Annotated in this window: 18 protein-coding genes; 8 read left to right on the plus strand and 10 right to left on the minus strand. The window is 74.1% G+C overall.

Annotated elements, in window-relative coordinates; genetic code table 11:
- Positions 1–278: 278 nt before the first annotated feature.
- Positions 279–860: a histidine phosphatase family protein gene (locus EHS43_RS09930; RefSeq protein ID WP_125190161.1), complete on the plus strand. Its 582-nt coding sequence runs from the start codon at positions 279–281 to the stop codon at positions 858–860.
- Positions 861–1,022: 162 nt separating this feature from the next.
- Here EHS43_RS09930 and EHS43_RS09935 read toward each other — a convergent pair whose 3' ends face one another.
- Positions 1,023–1,907 (minus strand): alpha/beta fold hydrolase, encoded by an 885-nt coding sequence (locus EHS43_RS09935; RefSeq protein ID WP_125190162.1) that lies wholly within the window; start codon positions 1,905–1,907, stop codon positions 1,023–1,025.
- A gap of 120 nt (positions 1,908–2,027) precedes the next feature.
- Between EHS43_RS09935 and EHS43_RS09940 the strand changes: the two genes are divergently transcribed.
- Both EHS43_RS09940 and EHS43_RS09945 read left to right on the plus strand, forming a co-directional pair.
- Entirely contained in the window at positions 2,028–4,007 is a 1,980-nt protein-coding gene (locus EHS43_RS09940) for an AfsR/SARP family transcriptional regulator (protein ID WP_221740728.1), read from the plus strand.
- Positions 4,008–4,084: 77 nt separating this feature from the next.
- Positions 4,085–7,099, plus strand: coding sequence for a glycosyl hydrolase (locus EHS43_RS09945; RefSeq protein WP_125190164.1), 3,015 nt, complete (start codon positions 4,085–4,087; stop codon positions 7,097–7,099).
- 57 nt (positions 7,100–7,156) lie between these two features.
- Here EHS43_RS09945 and EHS43_RS09950 read toward each other — a convergent pair whose 3' ends face one another.
- On the minus strand, positions 7,157–7,798 hold the full coding sequence (locus tag EHS43_RS09950; protein ID WP_125190165.1) for a bifunctional 2-polyprenyl-6-hydroxyphenol methylase/3-demethylubiquinol 3-O-methyltransferase UbiG: 642 nt from the start codon (positions 7,796–7,798) through the stop codon (positions 7,157–7,159).
- A gap of 100 nt (positions 7,799–7,898) precedes the next feature.
- Here EHS43_RS09950 and EHS43_RS09955 point away from each other — a divergent pair, with 100 nt between their 5' ends.
- Positions 7,899–8,351, plus strand: coding sequence for a flavodoxin family protein (locus EHS43_RS09955; protein WP_125190166.1), 453 nt, complete (start codon positions 7,899–7,901; stop codon positions 8,349–8,351).
- Here the strand turns inward: EHS43_RS09955 and EHS43_RS09960 are convergent.
- Positions 8,348–9,073 carry a response regulator transcription factor gene (locus tag EHS43_RS09960; protein ID WP_260470461.1) on the minus strand — a complete coding sequence of 242 codons (726 nt, stop codon included), beginning with the start codon at positions 9,071–9,073 and terminating at the stop codon, positions 8,348–8,350. The two genes, EHS43_RS09955 and EHS43_RS09960, sit on opposite strands and share 4 nt — an antisense overlap.
- Positions 9,066–10,418 (minus strand): sensor histidine kinase, encoded by a 1,353-nt coding sequence (locus tag EHS43_RS09965; protein WP_125190167.1) that lies wholly within the window; start codon positions 10,416–10,418, stop codon positions 9,066–9,068. Before EHS43_RS09965 ends, EHS43_RS09960 begins: the two co-directional genes overlap by 8 nt.
- A gap of 218 nt (positions 10,419–10,636) precedes the next feature.
- On the opposite strand from EHS43_RS09965, the gene EHS43_RS09970 reads away from it, so the two are divergent.
- The gene (locus EHS43_RS09970) at positions 10,637–11,329 is read left to right on the plus strand and encodes an ABC transporter ATP-binding protein (protein ID WP_125190168.1); all 693 of its coding nucleotides are present in this window, start codon (positions 10,637–10,639) and stop codon (positions 11,327–11,329) included.
- A complete protein-coding gene (locus tag EHS43_RS09975) occupies positions 11,326–13,692 on the plus strand; it encodes an FtsX-like permease family protein (RefSeq protein ID WP_125190169.1) in 2,367 nt (788 codons plus the stop codon). Before EHS43_RS09970 ends, EHS43_RS09975 begins: the two co-directional genes overlap by 4 nt.
- Positions 13,693–13,695: 3 nt before the next feature.
- On the opposite strand, the gene EHS43_RS09980 is transcribed toward EHS43_RS09975, so the two are convergent.
- Positions 13,696–14,865, minus strand: coding sequence for an alanine--tRNA ligase-related protein (locus EHS43_RS09980; RefSeq protein WP_125190170.1), 1,170 nt, complete (start codon positions 14,863–14,865; stop codon positions 13,696–13,698).
- Between the two features lie 207 nt (positions 14,866–15,072).
- Positions 15,073–15,444, minus strand: a complete 372-nt coding sequence (locus EHS43_RS09985) for an ANTAR domain-containing protein (protein ID WP_125190171.1) — start codon at positions 15,442–15,444, stop codon at positions 15,073–15,075.
- 206 nt (positions 15,445–15,650) lie between these two features.
- Here EHS43_RS09985 and EHS43_RS09990 point away from each other — a divergent pair, with 206 nt between their 5' ends.
- Entirely contained in the window at positions 15,651–16,610 is a 960-nt protein-coding gene (locus EHS43_RS09990) for a helix-turn-helix transcriptional regulator (RefSeq protein WP_125190172.1), read from the plus strand.
- 95 nt (positions 16,611–16,705) lie between these two features.
- Positions 16,706–18,418 carry a hypothetical protein gene (locus EHS43_RS09995; protein WP_125190173.1) on the plus strand — a complete coding sequence of 571 codons (1,713 nt, stop codon included), beginning with the start codon at positions 16,706–16,708 and terminating at the stop codon, positions 18,416–18,418.
- Positions 18,419–18,497: 79 nt separating this feature from the next.
- Here EHS43_RS09995 and EHS43_RS10000 read toward each other — a convergent pair whose 3' ends face one another.
- From EHS43_RS10000 to EHS43_RS10015, 4 genes are all read right to left on the minus strand, one after another.
- Positions 18,498–19,139: a cutinase family protein gene (locus EHS43_RS10000; RefSeq protein WP_125190174.1), complete on the minus strand. Its 642-nt coding sequence runs from the start codon at positions 19,137–19,139 to the stop codon at positions 18,498–18,500.
- Between the two features lie 81 nt (positions 19,140–19,220).
- Positions 19,221–20,453, minus strand: coding sequence for a CdaR family transcriptional regulator (locus EHS43_RS10005; RefSeq protein ID WP_125190175.1), 1,233 nt, complete (start codon positions 20,451–20,453; stop codon positions 19,221–19,223).
- Between the two features lie 122 nt (positions 20,454–20,575).
- Positions 20,576–21,499 carry an alpha/beta hydrolase family protein gene (locus EHS43_RS10010; RefSeq protein ID WP_125190176.1) on the minus strand — a complete coding sequence of 308 codons (924 nt, stop codon included), beginning with the start codon at positions 21,497–21,499 and terminating at the stop codon, positions 20,576–20,578.
- 22 nt (positions 21,500–21,521) lie between these two features.
- A partial coding sequence (locus tag EHS43_RS10015; protein ID WP_125190177.1) for a type I polyketide synthase occupies positions 21,522–24,891 on the minus strand: 3,370 nt, incomplete at its 5' end.

Raw genomic sequence — 24,891 nt, forward strand, 5'->3', positions numbered from 1 at the left:
GGGTGGGGGCGGCAGTGGACTGCGCCATGGCGAGACCTCCTCGGGAACAACGCGTCCCGCATCGTGTGGAGCACTCGACGACGGCGTTGGGTCTGACTCACCACCACCTCGTCGGCCGAGGAGTGGCACACAGTGGCGCGACCGTGCCGGGCTTGCACCGGACTTCCGTGGCGCCGTCGTCCTTGTCGTCCCAGATGGTAGGGGCAATACGCGCGTCGGCCAACATGGCGTACGCCACCTACGATGAACCACCCCCGGCACTCGACGAAAGGGCCCGCATGACCGTCCGGCTCACCCTGCTGTGCGCGGCCGCCCGTACGGAACGTGCCGTGCGCTTCGCCGACGGTCCCCTCGACGAGCGGGCGCTGCACCGGGTGCGGGCCCTCGCCGGTACCCTCCCGCGGGCCGCGACCCGCTGGACGGCACCCTCGCGGCGGTGCACGGAGACGGCCCGGACCCTCGGATGGGAGTCCGTCACACCGCAACCGGCGCTGCGGGACCTGGACATGGGGTCCTGGTACGGCCGCACACTCGACGAGGTCGCGGCAACCGACGCGCCGGGACTGGGCAGTTGGCTCGCCGACCCCGACGCGGCACCGCACGGCGGGGAGAGCGTGGCGCAGTTGTGCGAGCGGGTGGCCGCCTGGCTGGACGCGCTGCCGTCCGACGCGGGACGGGTGCTCGCGGTGGTGGAGCAGGCCGTCGCGAGGGCCGCCGTGGTGCACGCCCTCACGGCACCGCACGAGGCGTTCTGGCGCGTCGACGTGCCGCCGCTGTCCACCGTCGAACTCAGCGGCCGCGGCGGACGCTGGAACCTGAGGATGGCCGAGCTGCCGCTCGGCCCTCGCCCACCACGGTGAACCCGTCCCCGGGGCCGCGTCGCTCCGCGCCGCCCGCGCTCGGTCTCGACGCCTGACCCGGGGTGCCGGACGACTCGCCGGACCGGCCCGCCGACGACGGCGTGTTTCTTCTCGCGGCTCAACGCTGCGTACGGGCCGGTGGGTTGGCGCGACCGGCAGCGGTCACGCTCCCCGGAGCATCAGTTCCCGCAGGGCCTTCGCCACGTCCGCCGGCGCCTCCTCCGCCATGAAGTGGCCGCAGGAGACGGTCGTGTGACGAAGGTCGTCGGCCCAGGCCCCCCACAGTGCGGTGGCCTCGTAGCCGAGCGCCGCGCCCCAGTCCTGCTGGAGCACGGTCACCGGCATGCCGAACCGGTTCCCCGCGGCCCGGTCGGCCTCGTCGTGCTCGACGTCGATGCCCGCGGAGGCGCGGTAGTCCGCGACGATCGACGGCACCGCCTCGCGGCAGGCCCGCAGGTACTCCGCCCGGACCTGCGGCGGGATCGCGTCGGGCCGGTTCGCCCACACGTCGAGGAAATAGCCGAAGAACGCGTCCGCGCTCGCGGCGATCATCTGTTCGGCGAGCCCGGGCGGCTGGGCCATGAGGTAGAGGTGGAAGGCGACCGCGGCCGACGTGCCGTGCAGCGCGTCCCACATGTCGAGCGTCGGCAGGATGTCCAGACAGGCCAGGTGGGACACCGCCTCCGGGTGGTCGAGGCCCGCGCGGAAGGCGACCAGCGCGCCCCGGTCGTGCCCGGCCAGCGCGAACCGGGGGTGCCCGAGGCGGCGCGCGAGCGTGACGACGTCGTCGGCCATGGTCCGCTTGGCGTAGGTGTGGGGGCCGCCCTCGCGCGGCTTGTCGCTGTCGCCGTAACCGCGCAGGTCGGGGCAGATCACGGTGTGGTCGGCGGCCAGGTCCGCGGCGACCTCGCGCCACATCAGGTGCGTCTGCGGGAAGCCGTGCAGCAGGACGACGGGCGTGCCGGTCCCTCCCACGGCCACGTGCAGGGACACGTCCTCGGCGACGGACACGCGCTGGTACTCGAATCCGGCGATGGTGGGCTTCACGGCGGGATCTCCTCGGTCGTACGTGGGGTGGGAGGCATCGGCGCCCGTGCGGGTGGCGCCGGTGCACCCAGCGTCCGGGCAGTGAATGAGCAACGGATGAGCGCGTGTACGTTGAGGTGTGTGCGCGTGGTCGAGTTCGGGGTTCTGGGGTCGGTGGCCGCCTGGGACGAGGGCGGGGAACCGATCGCCCTCAAGGGCCCGAGGCACCGTGCGGTGCTGGCCCGCCTCCTCGTCGCCCGCCGCAGGGTCGTGCCCGTGCCCCGCCTGGTGGAGGACCTGTGGGGACAGGACCCGCCGGCGGACGCGGTGGGCACCGTGCGGACCTTCGTCGCCGCACTGCGGCGCGCGCTGGAACCCGAGCGGCCCCGCCGGGCCCCCTCCCGTCTGCTCGTCACCGACGGCCCCGGCTACGCCCTGCGCGCCGAACCCGCGCACGTCGACGCCTGGAGGTTCGAGCAGACGCTGGCCGCCGCGTCGGACCTGCCTCCCGCGCGGGCGGTACCGCGGCTGACCGAGGCCCTGGAGCTGTGGCGCGGCCCCGCCTACGCCGACTTCGCCGAGGAGCCCTGGGCCCGGGCGGAACGCTCCCGGCTCGCCGGGCTCCGGCTCACCGCCGTGGAACGCCGGGCCGAGGCCCAGCTCGCCCGCGGCGCCGCCGCCGACGCGGCCGCGGAACTCGACGCCCACGTGGCCGAACACCCCTGGCGGGAGGACGGCTGGCAGCTGCTCGCCCTCGCCCTGTACCGCTCCGGTCGCCAGGCCGACGCGCTGTCCGTCCTGCGGCGCGCCCGGCAGCTGCTGCGCGAGCACCTCGGGGTCGAGCCGGGACCCCGCCTGAACCGCACCGAACAGGACATCCTGCGGCACGCCGACCACCTGGCCCCGGGCCCCTCGGACACGGCCGCGCAGGTCTGGGCCGAGGCCTCCGCGTCGTACGAGAGCATGGTCCCCCCGCGGGCCCGCACCCGGCTGGAGTCGACCGCGACCCTCATGCGCGACCTCGCCGTCACCGGGGGCGGCGGACTGGAGGCGGCGCGCCGGCACCGCGCGGCGGCCGTGGCGGCGGCCGAGCAACTGGGCGACCCGGAGCTGACGGCCCGCGTCATCGGGGTCTACGACGTCCCCGCCGTCTGGACCCGCTCCGACGACCCCGCCCAGGCCGACCTGCTGGTGGGCGCGGCGGAACGCACCCTGCGCCTCCTGCCGTCGGACGCCCACGAGGCGGCGAGGGTGCGGCTCCTGGCCACCGTGGCGGTGGAGTCCCGCGGCACCCTCCCCGCCGGGACCCGCGCCCTCCAGGCGGCCCGGCAGGCCGTGGCGGGCGCGCGCCGGCTCGACGACGCCGACCTGCTCGTCTTCGCCCTCAACGGCCTGTTCATGCAGACCTTCGAACGGGCCGGACTCGCGGCCCGACGGGACGGGATCGGCGCGGAGATCACCGAACTGGCCGCACGGCACGGCCTGTTCACCTACGAGGTCCTCGGCCGGCTGATCCGGCTGCAAGCCTGTTGCGCCGCGGCCGACTTCACGGCCGCCGACGGGCACGCGGCCGCCGCCGACGCGCTCGCCGCACGCCACGAACTGCCCCTGGTGACCGTCTTCACCACCTGGTACCGCGCACTGCGCACCGCGGCCACGGAACCCGCGCACCTGGGCGAGTCCGCGTACCGTGAGGCCGCCAAGTCCCTTGCGGGCGCGGGCATGCCGGGCCTGGAGCAGGGACTGCTGCCCCTCGCCCTGCTGTGCCTGCGCCTGCACCACGGCCTGCCCGTCACCGCCGACCCGTCCGCCGACTGGGGCCCCTACGAGCCGTGGGTGCGCCCCCTGCTGCTGCTCGCCGAGGGCCGTGACCAGGACGCCGTACGCCTGTTGGCCGATGTCCCCGCGCCGCCCGGTGACCTGCTGTACGAGGCGCTGTGGAGCCTGCTGGCCCGTGCCGCGATCCAGGTGGGCGACCGTGCGCTGATGCGGCGCGCCCGGAGCGCGCTGGAACCGGCCCGGGGGGAACTCGCGGGAGCCGCGAGCGGATTGCTCACCGCGGGGCCGGTGGCGGGCCATCTGGACGCACTCGCCGCCGCTTTCGCGCTGCACACATCTTGACCTTGGCCGAACCGCAGGCTTAGCGTTCGGGCGTTCACAGCGATTGAAACGATTCAACAGCACTTTGGGGCGCCCACATGCATGAAGCCATCCCGCAGCGCGGCGGAGTATCCCGGCGCGCGGTCCTGGCCGCCGGACTGACCGCGGGCGCCGTCGCGGCCCTCGGAGCTGCGGTTCCGGCCGCGGCCTCGGGGTCGACCGTCCCGGCCGCGGCCTCGGGGTCGACCGCCCACTGGTTCGCGAGTCCGGTGACGGCCGTGCGGCCCCGGTTCCGCTGGTGGTGGCCGGACGGCCTCGTGGACCCGGACGAGATCGCCCGCGAGATCGACCAGATCGCGGACGCGGGCTTCGGCGGGGTGGAGATCGCCGCCGTCCACCACAGCATCAAGGACAAGTCGGTCCTGGACACCGCGCACCACGGCTGGGGGAGCAGGCCCTGGCGGGAGGGGGTCGAGGCCGCGCTGCGCCGCGCGGCGAGACGGGGGCTCACCGTCGACCTCACCCTCGGCCCCAGCTGGCCCGTCGCCGTGCCCGGGCTCACGCCCGACGACGAGGCCGCCGCCAAGGAACTCGTCCACGGCCGTGCCGCGGTGCCCGGCGGAAGCACCTACCAGGGCCCGGTCCCGCCGCCCGTCCGCACCCCGGCCGCGGGCGTGACCCGCCAGCAGCTCCTCGCCGTGCAGGCCGCCCGGGTCGAGCCCGCCAACTCCACCCGCAAGGAGACCGGCCTCGACCTCGCGAGCGTCCGGGACCTCACCGCGACCGTCACCGGCTCCACACTGACCTGGACGGCACCCGAGGGCGGCGACTGGGTACTCATCTCCTTCTGGGTGCGCGGGTCCGGCCAGCAGCCCGAGTCCGGCCCCCACTCCGCCCCCGCCGCCTACGCCGTCGACCACTTCAGCCCCGCCGGCACCACCGCGGTCACCTCCTACTGGCAGGACCACATCCTGACCCCGGCCCTGCGACGCCTGCTGAGGGCGGCGGGCGGCTCCTTCTTCGAGGACTCCGTGGAACTGGAGACCGAGGGCCTGACCTGGACGTCCCTGCTGCCCGACGCCTTCGAGAAGCACACCGGGCGGCCCCTGCTGCCGTACCTGCCCGCGCTCGTCCTGGACAAGAGCAACCAGGTCTTCGCCTACGAGGCCCAGTCGACCCGGCAGATCCGGCACGACTTCTGGGAGACCGTCTCCGGCCTGTTCAACCGCAACCACCTGACGGGCCTGCGGGACTGGGCGCACTCCCTCGGCATGACCCTGCGCTCGCAGCCCTACGGCCTGCAGACGGACGCCATCGCCTCGGCCGCGCTCCTCGACATCCCCGAGGGCGAGTCGCTCGGTTTCAAGAACCTCGACGACTACCGCTGCCTGGCCGGCGGCCGGGACATGGCCGGGCACACCGTCCTGTCCTGCGAGGCGGGCGCCTACAACGGCTCCGCGTACAGCACGACCTGGGACCGCTTCCTGCGCACCATGGGCGGTGCCTACGCGGCCGGCGTCAACCAGACCGTCGTGCACGGCTTCTCCTACGCCACCGCCCCCGGGGTGGCCTGGCCCGGGTTCGCCGCCTTCAGCCCGTACAACGGCACCGCCGGCTACGGCGAGTCGTGGGGCCCGCGCCAGCCCACCTGGCGGCACGTCGAGGACATCTCCGGCTACCTGGGCCGGGTCCACCAGGTGCTGCAACGCGGTACCGCGCGAGCGGACGTCGCGGTGTTCCGGCAGACCGGCTACACCGCCACCGGCATCGGCGCCTCCTGGTTCACGGCGACCGGCGTCCCGCTCGGCTGGACCCACCAGTTCCTCAGCGGCCCGCTCCTCGACCTGCCCTCCGCCACCGTCTCCGGCGGCCGGCTCGCCCCCGACGGCCCCGCCTACAAGGCCCTGTTCGTCGAGGGCGACTTCTTCTACGGCTCCACCCCCACGCTCGCCGTCGAGGACGCCCGCAGGATCCTCACCCTGGCCGAGGCGGGGCTCCCCGTGGTCCTGTTCGGCGCCTTCGACCAGGCGCTGACCCCCGGCGTCCCCGACCAGGACGAGACGGAGCGGCTGCGCGCCCTCCTCACCCGGCTGCTCGCGCTGCCCCACGTCGTCCGGGTCACCGACAAGGCCGCCGTCGGCGACGCCCTCGCCGCACTGGGCGTGAGCGCCGACGTACGGCACGCCACCGCGTCCACGCTCCTCAACGCCCACCGGGTCACCGCCGACGCGGACTTCTACTACCTGTGCAACGGCAAGCACGCCGAGACGGTCAAGCCGCCCGTGGCCGCGATCGACCACGACGTCACGCTGCGCCGCACCCACGGCGGCAGGACGGTGCCGTATCTCCTCGATCCCTGGACGGGCGAGGCGACCCGGCTCGCGCGGTACACCGAGGACGGGGACGACCTCACCCTGCGGGTCACGCTCCAGCCGGGGCAGACGATGATCGTCGCCCTGGGCCGGCCGGGCCTGTTCGGCGACCGGTACGGCAACAGCCCCCACGCCGAGACGACCGACGCCGACTCGGTGCTGTTCACCGACCGCGGGCTGAGCGTGCGCGCCCGCACGGCCGGTACCTGGACGACCCGCCTTTCACAGGGCCGCACCGTCACCACCAGGACGCCCGCCGTGCCCGCCCCGATCGTCCCCGCCCGCTGGGAGCTGGACGTCGAGGACTGGTACCCCGGCGCGGACGCCACCCGCACCGACCGCGTCCGGCGCAGCCTCACGCTCGACACGCTCAGGCCCTGGTCGCAGATCCCCGAACTGGCCGACTCGGCGGGCGTCGGCCGGTACCGCACCACGGTCACCCTGCCGGCCGACTGGACGCCGGCCCACGGCGCCGAGCTGGAGCTGGGGCAGGTCAGCGACACGTTCCGGGTGAGCGTCAACGGCCGGCGGCTGCCCGCTGCCGACCGGCTCCACCCCGTCGTCGACCTCGGCCCGTACCTGCGGCGCGGTGACAACACCATCGAGATCGAGGTGGCGACCCCGCTCATCAACCGGCTCAGGGTCGAGCAGCCCTCCGTGTTCGGCGGGGTCGCCCGCCAGGACCACGGTCTGGCCGGGCCGGTGCGACTGGTGCCGTACGTCCAGGCCACCGTGGGCTGACCGGCCCACCGAGGGCGCGGTCGCCGACGCGTCCCGGGCCGGCCGGCCCGGGACGCGTCAGGCCTGTCCCCCGGGACGAGCGCAGTACAGGAACAGATGCGGTTCGGCGGTGCCCGCGGGGTGGTCCGGGGTGAACTCCACGAACCGCTCCGACTCCACCGCCAGACCCGCGCCGCGCGCCACGGCCACGACGTCCTCGGCGGCGAAGCTGGTCGCCCGGACGGGTTGGCCCATGAACGCGATCGGCAGATCCTCCACGTCGGCCGGCACGGTGGCGAGCACCAGCAGGCCACCCGGCCGCAGGGCCCGCGCCAGCCGCCCCAGCACCTCCGACTGCTCGGCGCGGGTCATCTGGAGCAGCGAGAAGTACACGCAGACCGCGTCGAACGAAGCCTGCTCCAGCGGCAGTTCACGGATGTCGGCGTGCCGGAAGGCGGCCCGGGGAACCTGCCGCGCGGCGAGGCCGACCATGACGGGGGAGACGTCCACGCCCAGCACCTCGTGGCCCGCGGCGGCCAGCGTCGACGCGGTGGGGCGGCCGGTGCCGCTGCCCACGTCCAGGACCCGGCTCCCGGGAGCCAGCCGTCCGAGCAGCCACTCCAGCGACGCCAGATGGGCCTCGGAACGGGCGAACGCCTTCTCGTACTCCAGACCCAGCGCATCGAAGACCACTGCTGCCGGCTGCCCCGTCTCGGCCACGGCTTCGCTCCCCCCTCGCGATGTCCCGGCATCGTAGCCCGGCGACGGCCGCCCCCGGCCCGGCTTGCGGACGAAAGCCGGGGCAGGGCAGGGTTCGACCGTGGCCACTCTGCTGATCGTGCATCACACCCCCTCGCCCCACTGCCAGGCGATGTTCGAAGCCGTCGTCTCCGGCGCCACGGCCCCGGAGATCGAGGACGTCCGGGTCGTACGGCGCGCGGCCCTGTCCGCCACGGCCTCGGACGTGCTGGAGGCGGACGGCTACCTGCTCGGCACCCCGGCCAACCTCGGCTACATGTCCGGCGCCCTCAAGCACTTCTTCGACCAGGTCTACTACCCGTGCCTCGACGAGACGCGCGGTCGCCCGTTCGGCCTCTACGTCCACGGCGGCAACGACGTCACCGGCGCCCTGCGCGGCATCGAGACGGTCACCACGGGGCTCGGCTGGCGGCGTGTGGCCGAACCGGTGACCGTCACCGGCGAGCCGGCCAAGGCCGACATCGAGGCGTGCTGGGAGCTGGGGGCGACGGTCGCGGCCGGGCTGATGTCCTAGAGGCCGCTCTCCGGGGCGCCGCCCGGAGTGACCAGGCCGCTCTCGTAGGCGAGCACGACCGCCTGGACGCGGTCCCGCAGGTCCAGCTTCGACAGGATCCGGCCGATGTGCGTCTTCACCGTCGTCGGACTGAGGAACAACCGCTCCGCGAGTTCGGCGTTGCTGAGCCCCGTCGCCAGCAGCCGCAGCACCTCCAGCTCGCGAGGGGTCAGCCCGGACAGCTCCCGCCGCGGGCCGGCCGCGGGCACCGCCTCCTCCCGCCGGGCGAAGCGCTCGATCAGGCGGCGGGTGATCACGGGCGCCAGCAGGGCGTCCCCGGACCGCACCAGCCGTACGGCGGCCACCAGGTGCTCGGGCGTGACGTCCTTGAGCAGGAAACCGCTGGCTCCCGCGGTGAGCGCGGCGTAGACGTAGTGGTCGAGGTCGTACGTGGTCAGGATGATCACGCGCACCTCGCCCGCGGTGTCCTCGGCGAGGATGCGCCGGGTGGCCTCGATGCCGTCCATGCCCGGCATCCGGATGTCCATGAGAACGACGTCGGGCCGGGTGCGCCGCACCGCGGCGACCGCCTCCGCCCCGTCCGCCGCCTCCGCGGTCACCTCGATGCCGTCCGCGGTCAGGATCATCCCGAACCCGGTCCGTACGAGGGCCTGGTCGTCGGCGATGACGGCCCGCAGTCCGCCGTCGTCCCTGCCGGCCGTGCCGTTCACCCCGTCAGTCACCCGCTGTCCCTCCCCGCCCGTGCCGTCCGCCGACCGGGCCCGCCGTCCACGCCGTCCGCCACGGCACCTCCGCCCTGATGCGGAATCCGCCGGCCAGGGTCGGACCCGCCGTCAGCTCCCCGCCGTAGACCGCGAGGCGCTCGCGCAGGCCGATCAGCCCGCGGCCGTTCCCGTCCGCGGGCACCCCGTCACGGACTCCGCCGGTGTCCACGACCTCGATCTCCAGCCGGTCCCCGGACCAGCCGACGGTGACGCCCGCCTCGGCGCCGGGCGCGTGCTTGAGGGTGTTGGTCAGCGCCTCCTGCACCACCCGGTACGCCGCGAGGTCCACGCCGGGCGGCAGCGGTTCCGGGGGCAGGGAGACCGCGACACCGACCGGTGTCCCGGCGGCCCGCACCCGGTCGACCAGGGCGTCCAACTGCCCGAGGCCCGGCTGTGGTTCGAGCCCGTCGGCGGGGGAGTCCGCACGGCCGGTGTCCGGCGCCGCCAACAGGCCCATCACGTGCCGGAGTTCGGCCATCGCGGCCCGGCCCCCGGCCTCGACCGCGAGCAGCGCCTGCTTGGACTGCTCAGGAGCCGCGTCCATGACCTTGCGGGCGGCGCCCGCCTGGATGACCATCACGCTCACATTGTGGGTGACGACATCGTGCAACTCGGCGGCGATCCGGGCCCGTTCCTCCTCCACGGCCCTGCGGGTCGCCTCCTCGTGGGCTTGTTCCAGCGCCGCCAACCGGTCCCGGCCGGACGCGAGGCGCTGCCGCCCGAGACGGACCACGCCGGCCAGCACCCCGGCCACCAGCAGCACCACACCCGGACTCGACCACCCGGGCAGCACCGGCTGCGTCGACCGGAAGGCCACCCCGGCGAGGACCGCGGCGACGACCAGACCGGCCATGGCGCCCGCCCGGTGCCGACTGTGCATCACCGCGCTGTACGTGCCGATCACACAGGTCAGGACGTTGATCCAGGAGGCCTCGTCGCCGATGGCCAGCCCCGCGCAGAGCACCACCGCGAACACGGTCAGCGGAAACCGCCGGCGCGCCGCCAGCGGCAGCGCCGACAGCACGACCAGGATCCAGGGCGGCGCGGAGACCGGTTCCTCGATCGGCGCGCCCGGCAGCACGGGGGGCCGGGGCGGCACCGGTACGCCGTACTCGATCCGCGAGACCCGTACCGGCCCGTCGCCGGGATAGCGCGACGCCACCACCAGCGCGACCACCGTCAGCAGCACGGCCAGCAGCACGTCGAACCACACCGACCGCCGTGACAGCGCGGCGCCCTTCGCCTCCGGCCGCAGCGCCGAACGCACCTGCCGACGCCATCCCCGCAGGCACTCCGTCTCCATGCGCCCATTGTCGCGGCCCCCGCGCCCGCCGCGCGTCCGTCCTCACGACCAACACCCCCTCCGCCGGGCGTACTTCGCAGGGAGGACCCCGGCCGCGGGTCCTCCGCTCGGAGGGCGGCAACTCGGTGCCGCGGCCGACGCGCCCGGCACCCGTCCTTCCCTACCGTCACCAGGCCGGCAAGGACACGACTCGACGACCGACAGGACGGGCACCTCCCATGACCGCAGTGATCGAACTGAAGGGCGTGGCCAAGCGCTACGACGACGCCGGCGCACCCGCGCTCGGACCGCTCGACCTCTCCGTCGCCCAGGGCGAGGCCCTCGCCGTGACCGGTCCTTCCGGCAGCGGCAAGTCCACGCTGCTGAACCTCGTCGCGGGTCTCGACAAGCCGACCGAGGGCACCGTGACCGTCGCCGGACGGCGGATCGACCGGCTCGGCGAGCACGCCCTGGCCCGGTTCCGCCGTGAACGGATCGGCATGGTCTTCCAGTTCTTCAACCTCCTCGACGACCTCACCGTGCTGGACAACATCCGGCTCCCCGCCCAGCTCACCGGCACCTCCCGGCGACAGACCGAGGCGCGGGCACATGAGCTCATGACGGTCCTCGGCATCGAGCGGCACGCCCGGGCCCACCCCGGCCGGCTCTCCGGAGGCGAACGCCAACGCGTGTCCGTGGCACGGGCGTTGGTGAACCGGCCCGCCCTGCTGCTCGCCGACGAACCGACCGGCGCCCTCGACAGCGCCTCGGGCCAGGACGTGCGGGAACTCCTCGTCGACCTGCACCGCGGCGGACAGACCATCGTGCTCGTCACCCACGACCTCGCCCTGGCCGAGACCTGCGCGAGCCGCACCGTCCACCTGGTCGACGGCCATGTCGCCCTCGACTCCCGCGCGGAGGCCGTGCGATGACCGGTCCGCTCGTCCGCGTCGTCCGCTCCGGGGTGGGCCGGCGCCGGGTGCAGACCCTCGTCATCGCCGTCGCCACGATGATGGCCGTGGCGGCGGCCGTGGTCGCCGGGTCCCTCATGGTCGTCTCCAACGCGCCCTTCGACCACGCCTTCGCCGCGCAGCACGGCGCCCACCTCATCGCCGAGTTCGACCCGGCCAAGGTCGGCGCCCGCCAGCTGGGGGTCACCGGGAAGCCAGCGGGTGCGACGGCGAGCGCGGGACCGTACCCCACCACGATCCTGCGGGTGACCGACTCCGCCGGCCGCCGGCCCCCGGCCATGACCCTGGTCGGCCGCACCGGCCCCCGGGCCGCCGTAGACGACCTGGACCTCACGGCCGGCCGGTGGGCGAGGAGACCGGGCGAGATCGTACTGAGCTCCGCCTACCAGGGGCCCGCCTTCAGGGTCGGCGACACCCTGACCGCCTCCGGCACCGCGCTCACCGTCGTCGGCTTCGCCACGTCGGCCAGCAGAAGCGCCGACGTATGGGCGACTCCCGCACAGGTCAGGGCCCTCGCCACCAAGGACACCCCGGTCAGCAGCCAGATGCTGTACCGCTTCGCCTCGGCCGGCTCGAAGGGCGACATCGCCGCGGACCGCGGGAAGCTCCTCGCCGCCGTCCCGTCCGGAGCGCTCCTCGGCACCCGGTCCTACCTCGACACCAAGCGTGCTGCCGACCAGGGGGCCGCCCCCACCATCCCGTTCCTCGTCGCCTTCGGGGTCCTCGGCATCGTCATGTCGGTGATCATCGTCGGCAGCGTCATCAGCGGCGCGGTCGGCACCGGTCTGCGCAGGATCGGCATCCTCAAGGCCATCGGCTTCACCCCGGGAGAGGTGGTCCGCGCCTACGTGGCCCAGGCGCTCGTCCCGGCAGGCGTGGGCATCGCGCTCGGCGTCGTCCTCGGCAACCTGCTGGCCGTGCCCCTCCTCGACGACACCGAGCAGGCGTACGGCACCGCCTCCCTGTCCGTCGCCTGGTGGGTGGACGTCCTGGTGCCCGTCGGCGCGCTGCTGGTCGTCGGGGTCGCGGCCCTCGTCCCCGCGCTGCGGGCCGGGCGGCTGCGCACGGTCGAGGCCATCGCCGTCGGCAGGGCCCCGCGCACCGGCCGTGGCGGGGGCAACCCCCTGCGGGCGAGGGCGCACCGCGCGGCCGGCCGGCTGCCCCTGCCCCGAGCGGTGACCTACGGCCTCGCCGGCACCTTCGCGCACCCGGTCCGTGCCCTCGCGATGCTGCTCGCCGTGGCCTTCGGCACCACCGCGGCGACCTTCGCCGTCGGGCTCACCTCCTCACTGAACGAGGTCAGCGCGGTGCAGGACCCCGAGAACCGTTCCGCCGTCACCGTCTTCACCGGTGGGCCGAGCGTCGCGGGCGGCGAGCACGTCCCGGCTCCGGGCACCCCGGAACCCGAACCGGCCGACCCGGCGAAGGTGAGCGCCGCCATCGAGGCGCAGACCGGCACCGCCTCGTACTACGGGAAGGGCCAGCAGGACGCCACCGTGACCGGGGTCTCCGGAACCGTCCGGGCCACCCTCTACCAGGGCGACTCCACGCGGGGCGGCTACGCCATGATCTCCGGGCACTGGCTCACCGGCGCCGGCCAGGTCGTCGTGCCCGGCCGGTTCCTGGACAGCACCGGCACCGGGATCGGGGACAGCGTGCGCGTGCGCGTCGGGAAGGAGACGGCAACCCTGAAGATCGTCGGTGAGGACTTCGACACCTCGGGCGACGAGCTGGAGATCCAGGCGAACCTCGCCGACTTCCCCGCGACCGGACCCCAGATGTTCCTGGTCGACGTGAAACCGGGCGTCGCCCCGGCGGCGTACGCCGAGAAGCTCGCCGCGCGCATCGAGCCCCTCGGAGCCGACGCCCGGGCGAACGCCCCCTCCGAGCGGGACAACTTCGTGCTCGTCCTGAACACGATGGCCGTGCTCCTCACCCTGATGCTGGTGACCGTGGCGGGCCTCGGCGTCCTCAACTCCGTCGTCCTGGACACCCGGGAGCGCGTCCACGACCTGGGCGTGTGCAAGGCGCTCGGCATGTCACCCCGGCAGACCGTGAGCCTCGTCCTCGCCTCGGTGGCCGGCATCGGCCTGCTCGGCGGCCTCGTCGGGGTGCCCGCCGGCTACGCGCTGCACGGGTTCGTGCTGCCGGTGATGGGACACGCGGCGGGCACCGAACTGCCCCGCTCCGTCCTCGACGTGTACGAGACGCCCCACCTGGTCCTGCTGGGCCTGGCCGGTCTCGCCATCGCCCTGCTGGGCGCGCTGCTCCCGGCGGGCTGGGCCGCCGGGGCCCGGACGGCGACGGCCCTGCGCACCGAGTAGCCCTCACCCCTCGGGGCGCAGCTCCAGCACCAGGTCGCGGGGCAGGCCGTGGGTGTCGTGGAGGTAGTCGTAGTCCTCCTCGCTCAGCGGCCCCCGGTAGCGCGGCCCGGACAGCAGCCGCCGGCCGCGCTCCAGCAGCCGGTCGAACCGGCGTTCCTCCTCCAGCAGCACGTCCCGCACGAGCCCCGGCCCGCAGCCGGTGCGGAAGTGGTCCAGCGTGTGCCGGAGGAGCTCCTCCGGCAGGTCGCGGAGGGTGCGGGACGGGTCGTCGCGCCGCAGCGTGGTGAGCAGGCGGCGCACGACGCGACGCAGGACGTAACCGCGGCCCGTGCTGGACGGCCGTACCCCGTCGCCGATCATGACGACGGCGGCGCGCAGATGGTCGCTGACCAGCCGCAGCGACGGTCCGTCGAGCGGCCACAGGGGCGGCAGCAGCCGCAGCCACGGCTCGAACACATCGGTGCCGTAGACCGAGTCACGGCCCTGCAGGACGGTGACCAGCCGCTCCAGCCCCATGCCGGTGTCGATGCCGGGGCGCTCCAGGGGCCGCAGCGAGCCGTCCTCCAGGCGCCGGTAGCGCATGCCGACGTGGTTCCAGATCTCCACCCAGCGCGGGTCGGTGGTGGGGGTGCCCCGGGGCGGGACGTCGCCGGTCCACACGAAGATCTCCGAGTCGGGGCCACAGGGGCCGACCGGGCCGTTGGACCACCAGTTGTTGTCTCCGGTGCGCTCCACGGGGACCTCCAGCTCCTCCCAGGTGCGCAGGGATTCGAGGTCGGGGCCCACCTGCTCGTCACCGCCGAAGACCGTGACGTGGAGTCTGTCGTGGGGGATCCCGAACCCGTCACGCAGCAGCTCGTACCCCCAGCGCAGGCTCCGCGAGTGGCCGTAGTCGCCCAGCGACCAGGAGCCGAGCATCTCGAACACCGTCAGGTGCGTGGAGTCGCCGACCTCGTCGAGATCGGTCGTGCGCAGACAGCGCTGCACATTGACGAGCCGGCGGCCCCGCGGATGCGGGAGGCCCTCCAGATGGGGGGTGAGCGGATGCATGCCCGAGGTGGTGAACAGCACCGGGTCCCCGGGCGGTGGCAGCAGCGTGCTGCCCGTGATCAGGTGGTGACCGCGCTCGCGGTAGAAGTCGGTGAAGACGCGTACGGTCCGGTCCGTGTCCATGCTGGGGTCCTTCGGTCTGGGGGGACCGGAAACGACCACGCACACAGCGCGACCAGAGGTCTCGCACCGGCGGTCCGTTTCCGGCCGCCGGGGAGAGGGGAGAGGTCAGGCGTCGGCAGCCGGCGAGCTGGTCGCTCGCGCGGCTGCGGTGCGGGTGCGCCTGATGTCCTTCATGTGATCAACGGTACGCACAGGTCTCCCGGCCCGTCACTCGGTTTTACCCGAGAACGCACCGTCGCGGCCCTGGCACCGCTGCTCCGGCCGCACCAGCGACCGGCCCCCGTGCACCGTGTGCGCCTCGACCAGGGCCGCCCGCAGTGCCCGGCGGATCTCCGGGGGAAGCGTGCCGGCGTCGGGCCAGCGCACGACATGCCCGGCCACCTCCCGCACCTTGGTGTTGGTGTGCTGGGACACTGTCTTGAGGATCTCCCACCCCTGCTCGGGGCGGAGACCACTGAGGGCGATGACGACACCGATCGCCTGGTCGACGATCGCGTGCGAGACAAGGGCCTGGCGGAGCTGGGCGACCTCCGTGCGGAGTTCCTCGACCTTGTCAGCCGGCTCTTCGTGTTGCGTCATCCACCGTCCTGTCGCCCTCTCCCCCCGCCGCACCTGCGACTGCGGCGGTCGCCGTCCGTCCAGCGTGCACGCACAGGACCGATACTGACGAGCCGAAGGACGCACACCCTGTGACCTGGCAGGACAGAAAACGAACGTCACCCGTGGCATCGCGGGATTCGCGGGTATGTGCGAATGAGGAGAAGAGAGCGGGAGGCCCTGGCGCGATGGAGACGCTGACATTCGACAGCGACGATCTGGACCGGACGGAGGAGTTCCTCAGCCATGCCTACGCGAAGATGCGCATCGGCAACGGCACCCCGGACAGCAGCCGGACCCGGATCCACCGCACCGCCATCGACTCGGTCAGCGTCGACGAGCTCGACCTGGACTTCGACATGAGCTACGCGGTCACCCCGCTGGGCCGGATCTGCCTGTGCCTGGTGCACGAGGGCACCATCGAGGACCACGTCTACCAGGGCGTCTCGGACTCCTTCGGCCCCGGCGACGTGGTGTCCTTCGCCCCGCCCGAGCTGTCCTACGCGGGCCGCATCCAAGCAGCCCGCTACAACATCACGATGCTGGACCCGGAGCTGCTCACCCAGGTCGCCGCGACCGCGGAGGGCCGCCGCCCCGAACCGGTCCGGCTCACCGGGCACCGGCCGCTCAGCCCGGCCGCGGGCGACCGGCTGCGGACAACCATCCGCTATGTGCAGGACCACGTCCTGGCGGACGCCGCCGTCGCCGACCAGCCGCTGGTGGCCTCCACCGCCGGCCAGCACCTCGCGGCGGCCGTCCTGGCCACCTTCCCCCACACCGCGGTCACCGATCCCACCGGCACCGACCGCCATGACGCCCACCCCGCGGCCCTGCGCCGCGCCCTCGCCCACATCGACGCCCACGCCGACCGGCCCCTCACCGTGGCCCAGATCGCGGAGGCGGCCCACATCAGCGTCCGCGCGCTCCAGTACGCCTTCCGCCGTCACCTGGACACCACCCCGCTGGCGTACCTCCGGAAGGTCCGCCTGTCCCACGCCCACGACGAGCTGGCCGCCGCCGACCCCGAGGACGGCGTCACGGTCACCGACATCGCCGCCCGCTGGGGCTTCTACCACCCGGGCCGCTTCGCCACCCTGTACCGGCACACCTACGACCGCTCACCGCGCCGTACCCTGCGCGACGACTGAGAACGCTCTGCGGCTGGTGACAAAGCGTGCACCGGGCCCTGCGTTCTTGTGAGCAACTCCCCGGGGCACGGTTCGCGCCGCCCTACGGTTCCCGCATGAACACGAGTCGCAGCAGAGCAGACAGGTGGCGCACCGTGGCGCTGGCGGTGCTGCTGACCACCGGGGCGTTGACCGTGTCGTCGCCGACCGCCCAGGGGAACAGCGCGCGAACCGAGACGGCCGTGGGAGCCGGCGGCGGCGTCACCGAGACCCTGGTGCGGGTGAGGGCCCCGCTGCCCGCGTCCTTCGGTGCCCGGCCCGCGGCGTGCGACTGGCTGTCGTACCTGCGCTACCGGTCCGCCGACGGTCCCGCGGCAGCGGCCGACGCCGACCGGGTCCTGATCGCCCAGCCGGGCATCCTGGAGGGCGCCGGAGCCTTCGACAGCGTCGCCCGCAACACCGTGGCCCGGGCCGCGGAGCAGGGGCTGCACATCGAGTTCTGGGCCCTGGACCGGCGCTCCAACTGCCTGGAGGACCGCACCGGCATCGCCTCCGGCGACCAGCACACCGCTGTCGACTACTACTACCGCGGCAAACAGGTCCAGGGCCGCACCTTCGCCGGGTTCGTCGGCAACGACAAGCTCGCATGGATGGCGAGGCTCGGCATCGAGCAGACCGTCCGCGACGAGTACGACCTGCTCACCGCCGAACTGCCCGACCCGGGCGTGCGCAGGAACAAGGTGCTGTGCGGCGGCCACTCCCTCGGCGGAGTCGTCACCGGCTACTTCGCCACCGCCGACTTCGACGGCGACCCCGCCACCACCGCCGACGCCGGCCGGAACCAGTGCGCCGGCTGGTTCGCCCTGGACACCACCGTCTCCACCTCCCTCGGAGACCTGAGCGGCAGCATCCCGGACGACACCGGCCTGCCCGACGTCGGCCTCGGTTACGGCGTCGTCCAGACCGGCCTCGACAGCGGAGTGCTCCCGCGCTCGCTGTCCGCGCCCGTCCTGCTCAACCCCGAGACCATGACCCTGCTGGCCATCGCGGGCGTGGGAGCCCTCCAGGACCCGGGCGGCGAGTCCGACCTGCCGGCCCGGCTGCCCGCCACCGCCAACATCGAGGCCACCAACCGCTTCCTGTTCTCCAAGGACACCGCCACCTTCGTCACCGGCACACCCGCGGTGAAGGACTTCCGGCTCACCAATGAGGCGGTGCTCGGCGCCCTGATGGACGACCAGTCCGTCCCCCTCGCGTTCCTGCAGAGTAGCGTCGGCTTCTTCGACGGCGGGCCCGTCACCGACAAGAACTTCCCCGCCGCCAACGGGAGTTCGGCGCAGCCGGGCCTGTTCGGCACCGAGTACAAGGCCGTCCCGGCCGTGCCCCACGGTCCGCTGTACACCTGGCGCGATTACGACCGTGTCGGCGATCCGGACGACCCCGGGTACCGGTCCTCGGACGGGACGCCGTTCACCGCCGCCGGCAAGGAGGTCACCGACATCCAGGAGCTGGCGCGCAGCATGGCCGCGCAGCCGCTGGACTTCACCGAGCAGTACTTCCCGACCAAACTCGTCACCGACCTCGAACTGTCCACCTCCCCGCAGGTGAGGAAGCTCGTCGTGCACCCGGACGGGCTCACCGCCCACCCGACGCTCACCGTCCTCGCGGGCGACGGACTGCTCGCCGGCCGTGTCCCCGCCGATCTGCATCCCGTGGTCGCGGACGGCTACCAGCACCTGGACGTGCTGACGGCGGCGCCGGTGCAGAACAACGGCCGGCCCGAACCGGTGTCCACCGCGCTGACGGAGTTCGCCCGCTCGCCCCGATAGCCCGGCAACCCTCGATGGCCCGGCAACGCGGAAGGGCCCGGGAGGAGTTCCTCCCGGGCCCTTCGTGCGCCCGAACCGCTCAGACCTTGCCGGCGGCGAAGGCGGCCGCCGCGTCGGCGTTCGCCGTGTAGCCGAGGTGCGCCAGGGTGTCGTTGCCGCCCGCCTCGCAGACGGGGTCGCCCTTGGCGCAGAAGTCGATGGTGCGGCTCTGGTACGTGCCGGTGACGCTCTTGCCGATCGCCCGGATCGGATTGCCGAACAGCAGCACCGCGGCCACCCGCGGTTCCAGTGCGGCGGGAATGGTGGCCACGATCGGACTGCCGACCACCGCACCCGCGCTGCTGATGCCGATGGAATTGTCGACGACGTTCGCGCCCTGCGAATAGCCGACCAGAACGAAGCGCTGGTTCGGACAGGCGGCCGCCTGGCTGTTCACGTGGTTCACCAGGTCCGCGTTGCCCTGTGCGGCCGAGGTGGGGGAAAGGTCCGCGGGGTAGTTCACCTTGTAGCTGCTCAGACTCCGGCCGGTGATTTTCCTCTGGAGCGCGGAGTACACCGGGTCGCCGACGATCAGGCCGAGCGTGCCCGGCTCGAACGTGCCGCGAGCGGCGACGACGTCGATGTCCGTGCAGGCTGCGGCGGCCGCGGCCGGTGCCGTGACGGTGGCCGCGCAGGCGCCGCCGACCAGCGAGAGCGCGGCGAGGCACAAGCGAATACGCATGGGGGGATCCTTTGAGGGTGGGGCGTGTGAAACGCCTGCGGAAAGGATGTCCCGAAGGTATTCGCCCGGCCGTGGCCGGTGTTATGGACGGGAATTCAGTAATTCCTCGCTCTTTTGTGCGGTGGTGAGTGCCAGAATGAGATCCAGACGGGAAGCGGGATCGTGCAGGGCGTCGCCGAAAACCTTCTCCAGCTGACGCAGCCGGTAACGCACCGTCTGCGGATGGACATGGAGACGGGCGGCGACATCGGGCACGTTGCTGCCGCTGAGCAGCCATGCCAGCAGTGTCTCGGCGAGCCGCTCCCGCTGCCCCTCCGACACCGTGTCGAGCGGTGCGAGGGCCCGCGCGCGCAGGTGGTCGAGCATCGGTTCGTCGCTGTGCAGCAGCAGTGTCGACAGGTGGTCCGCGCAGCGCACCACGCCCTGCCGGGGGAGCAGCCCACGCCCCATCAGCCCCAGCGCCCGGACGGCCCAGCGCAACGACCGGGCGGCCTCCGCGAGCGGCACCGTCGGCCCGATCGCGGCCGGCCGCCCGCGCAGCGCGAGGCTGAACGCGCGCCCGCCGAAACGCCCCGAGCCGTCCGGGTCGGGGATCAGCATCCGCGGCGGCCGCGACTCCATGTCCACCAGCGCCCCCGCCGCGGCCAGCGGCCACTCCTCGTCCCGCTGGTCGGGGGTGGCCGCGAGCGCGACGACCGCGACCTGCCCGGGCACCGTCCAGCGGGCCCCGTGCGCCAGGTCCTGCACCGCCGCAGGGGGGACGGGCCCCTCGCCGAGCAGCAGGTCCAGCAGTCTTCTGCGCCGCCGCTCCAGCTCGTCCGTGTTGTGCGCGCGGGCCTCGGAGTACCCGGCGGCCGCGGCCTCCGCGACCTCGTGCACCGTGCGGAAGGCGAGTTCGCCCAGCGCCGTGACCACCGAGGAGTCCAGGCCGAGCTCCTCCGCCGTACGGCCCATCAGCCGCCAGGCGTGCAGCCCCCCGACCCGCAGCGCGGACTGCAGCGCGTCCAGACTGCGCCCCTCCAGGGCCTCGCCGCGGCCGAGTTCGTAGTACGTCGCCGCGATCGCGTCCCCGCGGCCGCGCGGGTCGGCGATGTGGTCGACGAACAGGGTCAGCGCCTGCACCACGCCGGCTCTGAGGTGGCGGCGGTAGGTTCCGTCGGCCGGGCGCGCGTACTCGGGCACCTGCCGGCGGACCTCCTCCTCGACCTCGTCGGCGACCTCCTCCAACTGGGCGCGCAGCAGTTCGGCGAGGTCGGGCGGTACCGGGGTGCCGCCGAGGCTCTTGGGAGCGCCGTGCGGGACGGGGGTGGCCAAGGGGGACCCTCCTTTCACCCGGAAGCGGCTCACCCGCGGGCCGTTGCCCGTGGGGCGAGGGGTGAGTCCTGTGTTGGACGGACGTCCCCTGCGTTGCGTTCCGTGCCCCGACGGCAGCGACTTCACTCCGGCACCCCCAGGCCACGGGCGAGCATCGGCCAGGACGCGGTGAACTCCCGCTTCCAGTAGGCCCAGCTGTGGCCCCCGCCCGCGTAGAAGTGCGTGGTGACCGGGATGCGCAGCAGGGCGAGCGTGTCGGTGAAGCTGTGCGCGGAGGGCCACAGGGCGCTCTCCAGGGCCTCGGGCAGCCAGTCGCCCGTGCTGCCCGCGAGCCCGCTGCCGCTGGAGACGTACAGGGCGGTGCCGCGCAGGCCCGCCGCGCGGTCCCTCGGGTTGAAGTCGCGCCAAGTGAACAGGTTCAGGAAGGGATTGCCCCACAGCGACGCCGGCACCAGGTTCTCGCGGGCCACGATGGCGTCCACGAGCGGGGGCACGCCGGGCGCCATGGTGTCGAGGATCCCGCTGTAGGAGGCCGCGGCGGTGAAGGTGCCCGGGTGCCGTGCCGCGTGCGCCATGGCGCCGTAGCCGCCGGTGGACACGCCCGCGACGACCCGTGTGCCGGAGGCCCGGTAGTCCCGGGCGAGCAGCGCCGGCACCTCGCTCAGCTGGAAGGTCTCGTAGTCGGGCCCGCCGCGCCAGGCGGTGGGGATGCCCGTCGGTCCCGCGTCGGGCATCGCCACGATCAGGTTCCGGCCCTCGGTGAAGGCCTCGATGTCCGTCTCCCGGGTCCAGGACGTGTAGTCGTCGTGGGCGCCGTGCAGCAGGTACAGCACCGGGTAGGTGCGGGTGGGCTCCGTGTCGAACCCCGACGGCAGGATCAGCCGCACCGGGGCGCTGCGGCCGAGCGCGGCGGAGGGCACGGACACGTCCCTCGTGCGGGACCCCGGCGGGGAGGCGGTCCGGGCGCCGAGGAGGACGGCCGGACCGGCACCGGCCGCGGCCTTGATGACGGTACGTCGGGACACTCCGGTGGTGCGTGGGTGCATGGCGGCTCTCCTCGGATCGCGTTCAGCGGGTCCCGGCGGCGAGCTCACGGCCCAGGTGGACGGCGAGCTCGTCGACGTGCGGCGGGTCGAGCAGCGACAGGTGGTGTCCCTCGACCGGTACGACGGTCAGCCGCGGGCACACCTCGTCCCAGCCCAGCGTTCGGTCGTCGCGTTCGTAGGCGGGGTCGCGCACGGTGTGCGGAGCGGGCCGCGTGGCCCGGTACAGGACCACCGGCCCGTCGTAGCGGCCCGGCTCGTGGGCCTCGCCGATCCTCAGGTCCAGATAGGAGGAACGCTGGTGCTCCAGGGCGGCGGGCGGCACGTCGGCGGCCGCGCGCAGGATCCCCAGCACCGTGTCGATGCGCTCGCGGTCGTCGTCCATGGCGACGAGGTCGTCGTACGGCAGCTCCAGCGCGACCCCGTAGGCGTCGCGGACGTGGCGGGCGAACCCCTCGAAGTGGGCGCGGAGCCGGTCGGCCGGTGTGCGGCCGGGCCTGGGCAGCGGCCGTACGGAGTCGATGAGGACCACGAGCCGCACGTCCCGTCCCGCGGCGGTCAGGTGCCGCGCGGTCTCCTGGGCGACGAAGCCGCCGAAGGACCAACCGCCCAGCAGCAGTGGCCCGTCGGGGTGGACGGCGGTGACGGCCTCGGCGTAGCGGCGCGCCTTCTCGGTCACCGTCGGCGCGTCCTCCAGGCGTTCGAGGCCGTACACGGGCCGTTCGTCGCCCAGGCGTTCGGCGAGGGGCCGGTAGACGTCGGTCGTGCCGCCGGCCGCGTGCACGAGGAAGAGCGGCGGCCGGGTGCCGGTGACGCGCAGCGGGCGTACCGCGCCCGGCCGGACACGGTCGGCCAGCTGCTGGACGGTGGTGGCGCCGAGCAGGTCGCGCAGCGGCAGTTCGACGGCGAACTCGCGCTCCAGGGCGGTGCGGACGCGGACCGCCATGAGCGAGTCGAGCCCCAGGTCGGCCAGCGCGGTGCCGGGGGTGATCCGGCCGGCGGGGTGACCGGTGACGGCGGCGATGTGGTGGCACAGGCGGCCGGCGACGGAGGTGTCCTGCGCGGCGGGCGCCTGATCGGCCCGCGCCTTCGGGGACGCGGGAGCCGGGGCCGGTGACGCTCCCCGTCCGTCCGTCCACCAGTGCCGCACATGCCTCCAGCGCGGCGCGGGCAGGTCGACGACCCGTCCCGCCGGCAACGGCAGCCGGGCGCCCGCGCAGTACAGGGCGCCCACCTGGCCGAGGAAGTCGGCGCACCCGTCGGCGTCGCGTCGCAGGGTGCCGATCGCGAGCGCCCCGGGCGCGTTCTCGGTGACGGCCCGGCCCAGGACCGGGTGCGGGGAGATCTCCACGAAGGCGGTGTGGCCGTCGGCCGCGGCCGCGGCGACCGCCCGGTCCAGCCGTACGGGCCGACGCAGGTTCGCCGCCCAGTGGGCGGCGTCGAAGACACACGCGCCGCGCGGGTCGTCCAGGACGGTGGAGTAGACGGGAACCCGGGGCGCCCTGCCCGTGATGTCGGCCAGGGACTCGGTCAACTCGGCGAGCAGCGGCTCGACCTGGGGCGAGTGACCGGCACCGACGACCCGCATGGACCGGGCGGTCCGCCCCTGCCCCTCCAGCCACCGCACGAGCCGCGCCACCGCCGGTTCCTCGCCGGTGACGACCTTCTGCCCGGGCGAGGAGTGCACGGCGACCTGCACACCGGGGAAGTCCCGTGCCAGGGAGTCGAGTTCACCGTCGTCGAGGTCGACGACCGCCATCGCCCCGCCCCGCAGCCGGCTGAGCAGCCCCGCCCGTACGGCGACGATCCGGGCGCCCTCCGAGGCGTCCAGGGCGCCCGCACACACCGCCGCGGCCACCTCGCCCAGCGAGTGCCCGATGACGGCGGCGGGTTCGACGCCGTGGGCACGCCACAACTCGGCGAGCGCCACCTGGAGTCCGAACAGGACGGGCTGGGCCACCTCCAGCCGGTCCAGCCCGGTCCCGGACGACAGACGGTCGTACAGGGACAGTCCGCACTCCGCGTCGAGCTTCTCCACGGCGGCGGCGAAGGCGGGCTCCTCGGCCAGCAGCCTGCGCCCCATTCCGGCCCACTGGGTGCCGTAGCCGGAGAAGACCCACACGGGGCCGGCTCCCATGAGGTCGCGCTCACCGGTGACGAGCCGTCCGTGCGGACGCCCCTGCGCCAACGCGTCCAGTCCGTCCGCGAGTTCGTCGCGGTCGCGGGCGACGACCGCCGCGCGCACCCCGCCGCGGTCCGCCCGGCCGGCCAGTGTGCGGGCCACGTCGGCGGGGTGCGCGGCCGCCGTCCGCAGCCAGTCGGCGAGCCGGGCCGCGGTGTCCCGCAGCCGCTCCTCGTCCACGTCGGACAACTGGTGGAGCCGTGCGCCGGGTTCGTCGGCCGCACGCGCGGGCAGGACGGCGGACCGCCATTCCTCCAGGACGGCATGGGCGTTGGTGCCGCCGAACCCGAACCCGGAGACGCCCGCCGTGGCCGTACCGGCGTAGCGCGGCCAGGGCTCGCCCTCGGTGACCACGCGCAGTCGTTCGTCGTCCAGGGCGCTGCCCCCGGCGCAGTGCAGGGTCGGCGGGATGACGTCGTGGTGCAGGGCGAGCACGGTCTTCACCAGCCCGGCGATGCCCGCGGCGGACTCCAGGTGCCCGAGGTTCGACTTGACGGAGCCGAGCAGCAGCGGCTGGTCGGGGTCGCGGCCCGCGCCCAGTACCGCGCCGAGCGCGCCCGCCTCGATGGGGTCCCCGAGGGGGGTTCCGGTGCCGTGCGCCTCGACGTAGTCGACGTCGGCGGGGGCGAGGCCGGCCCGGGCGTACGCGGTGGTCAACAGGGCCTGCTGGGCGGCCGGGTTGGGGGCGAGGAGGCCGTTGGAGCGGCCGTCGGAGTTCACGGCCGTGGCGCGGATGACGGCGAGCACGCGGTCGCCGTCCCGCTCGGCGTCGGACAGCCGCTTCAACAGGACGGCCGCGCAGCCCTCCCCGCGTCCGATGCCGTCGGCGTCCGGTGAGAAGGGTTTGCACCGCCCGTCCGGTGCGAGGGCGCCCGCCCGCCGGAACGCCATGGTGACGGTGGGGGAGAGCAGCAGGTTGACGCCCGCGGCGATCGCCGTGTCGCTCTCGCCGGTGCGCAGGCTCACGCACGCGTGGTGCACGGCGACCAGCGAGGACGAGCAGGCGGTGTCCACGGCCATGCTCGGCCCGCGGGTGTCCAGCACGTACGCCAGCCGGCCCGCGGTCACGCTCAGCGCTCCGCCCGCCGGGGCCCACGGGTCGACGGCGGCCGGGTCGGCCCCGGTGAGCGAGCCGTACTCCGGGGCGGAGACCCCGACGAAGACCCCGGTGGCGGTGCCCGCGAGGGAGGCGGCGGGGACGGCGGCGTGGGCG

This window comes from Streptomyces sp. RP5T (assembly GCF_003933965.1).
GTDB lineage: Bacteria > Actinomycetota > Actinomycetes > Streptomycetales > Streptomycetaceae > Streptomyces.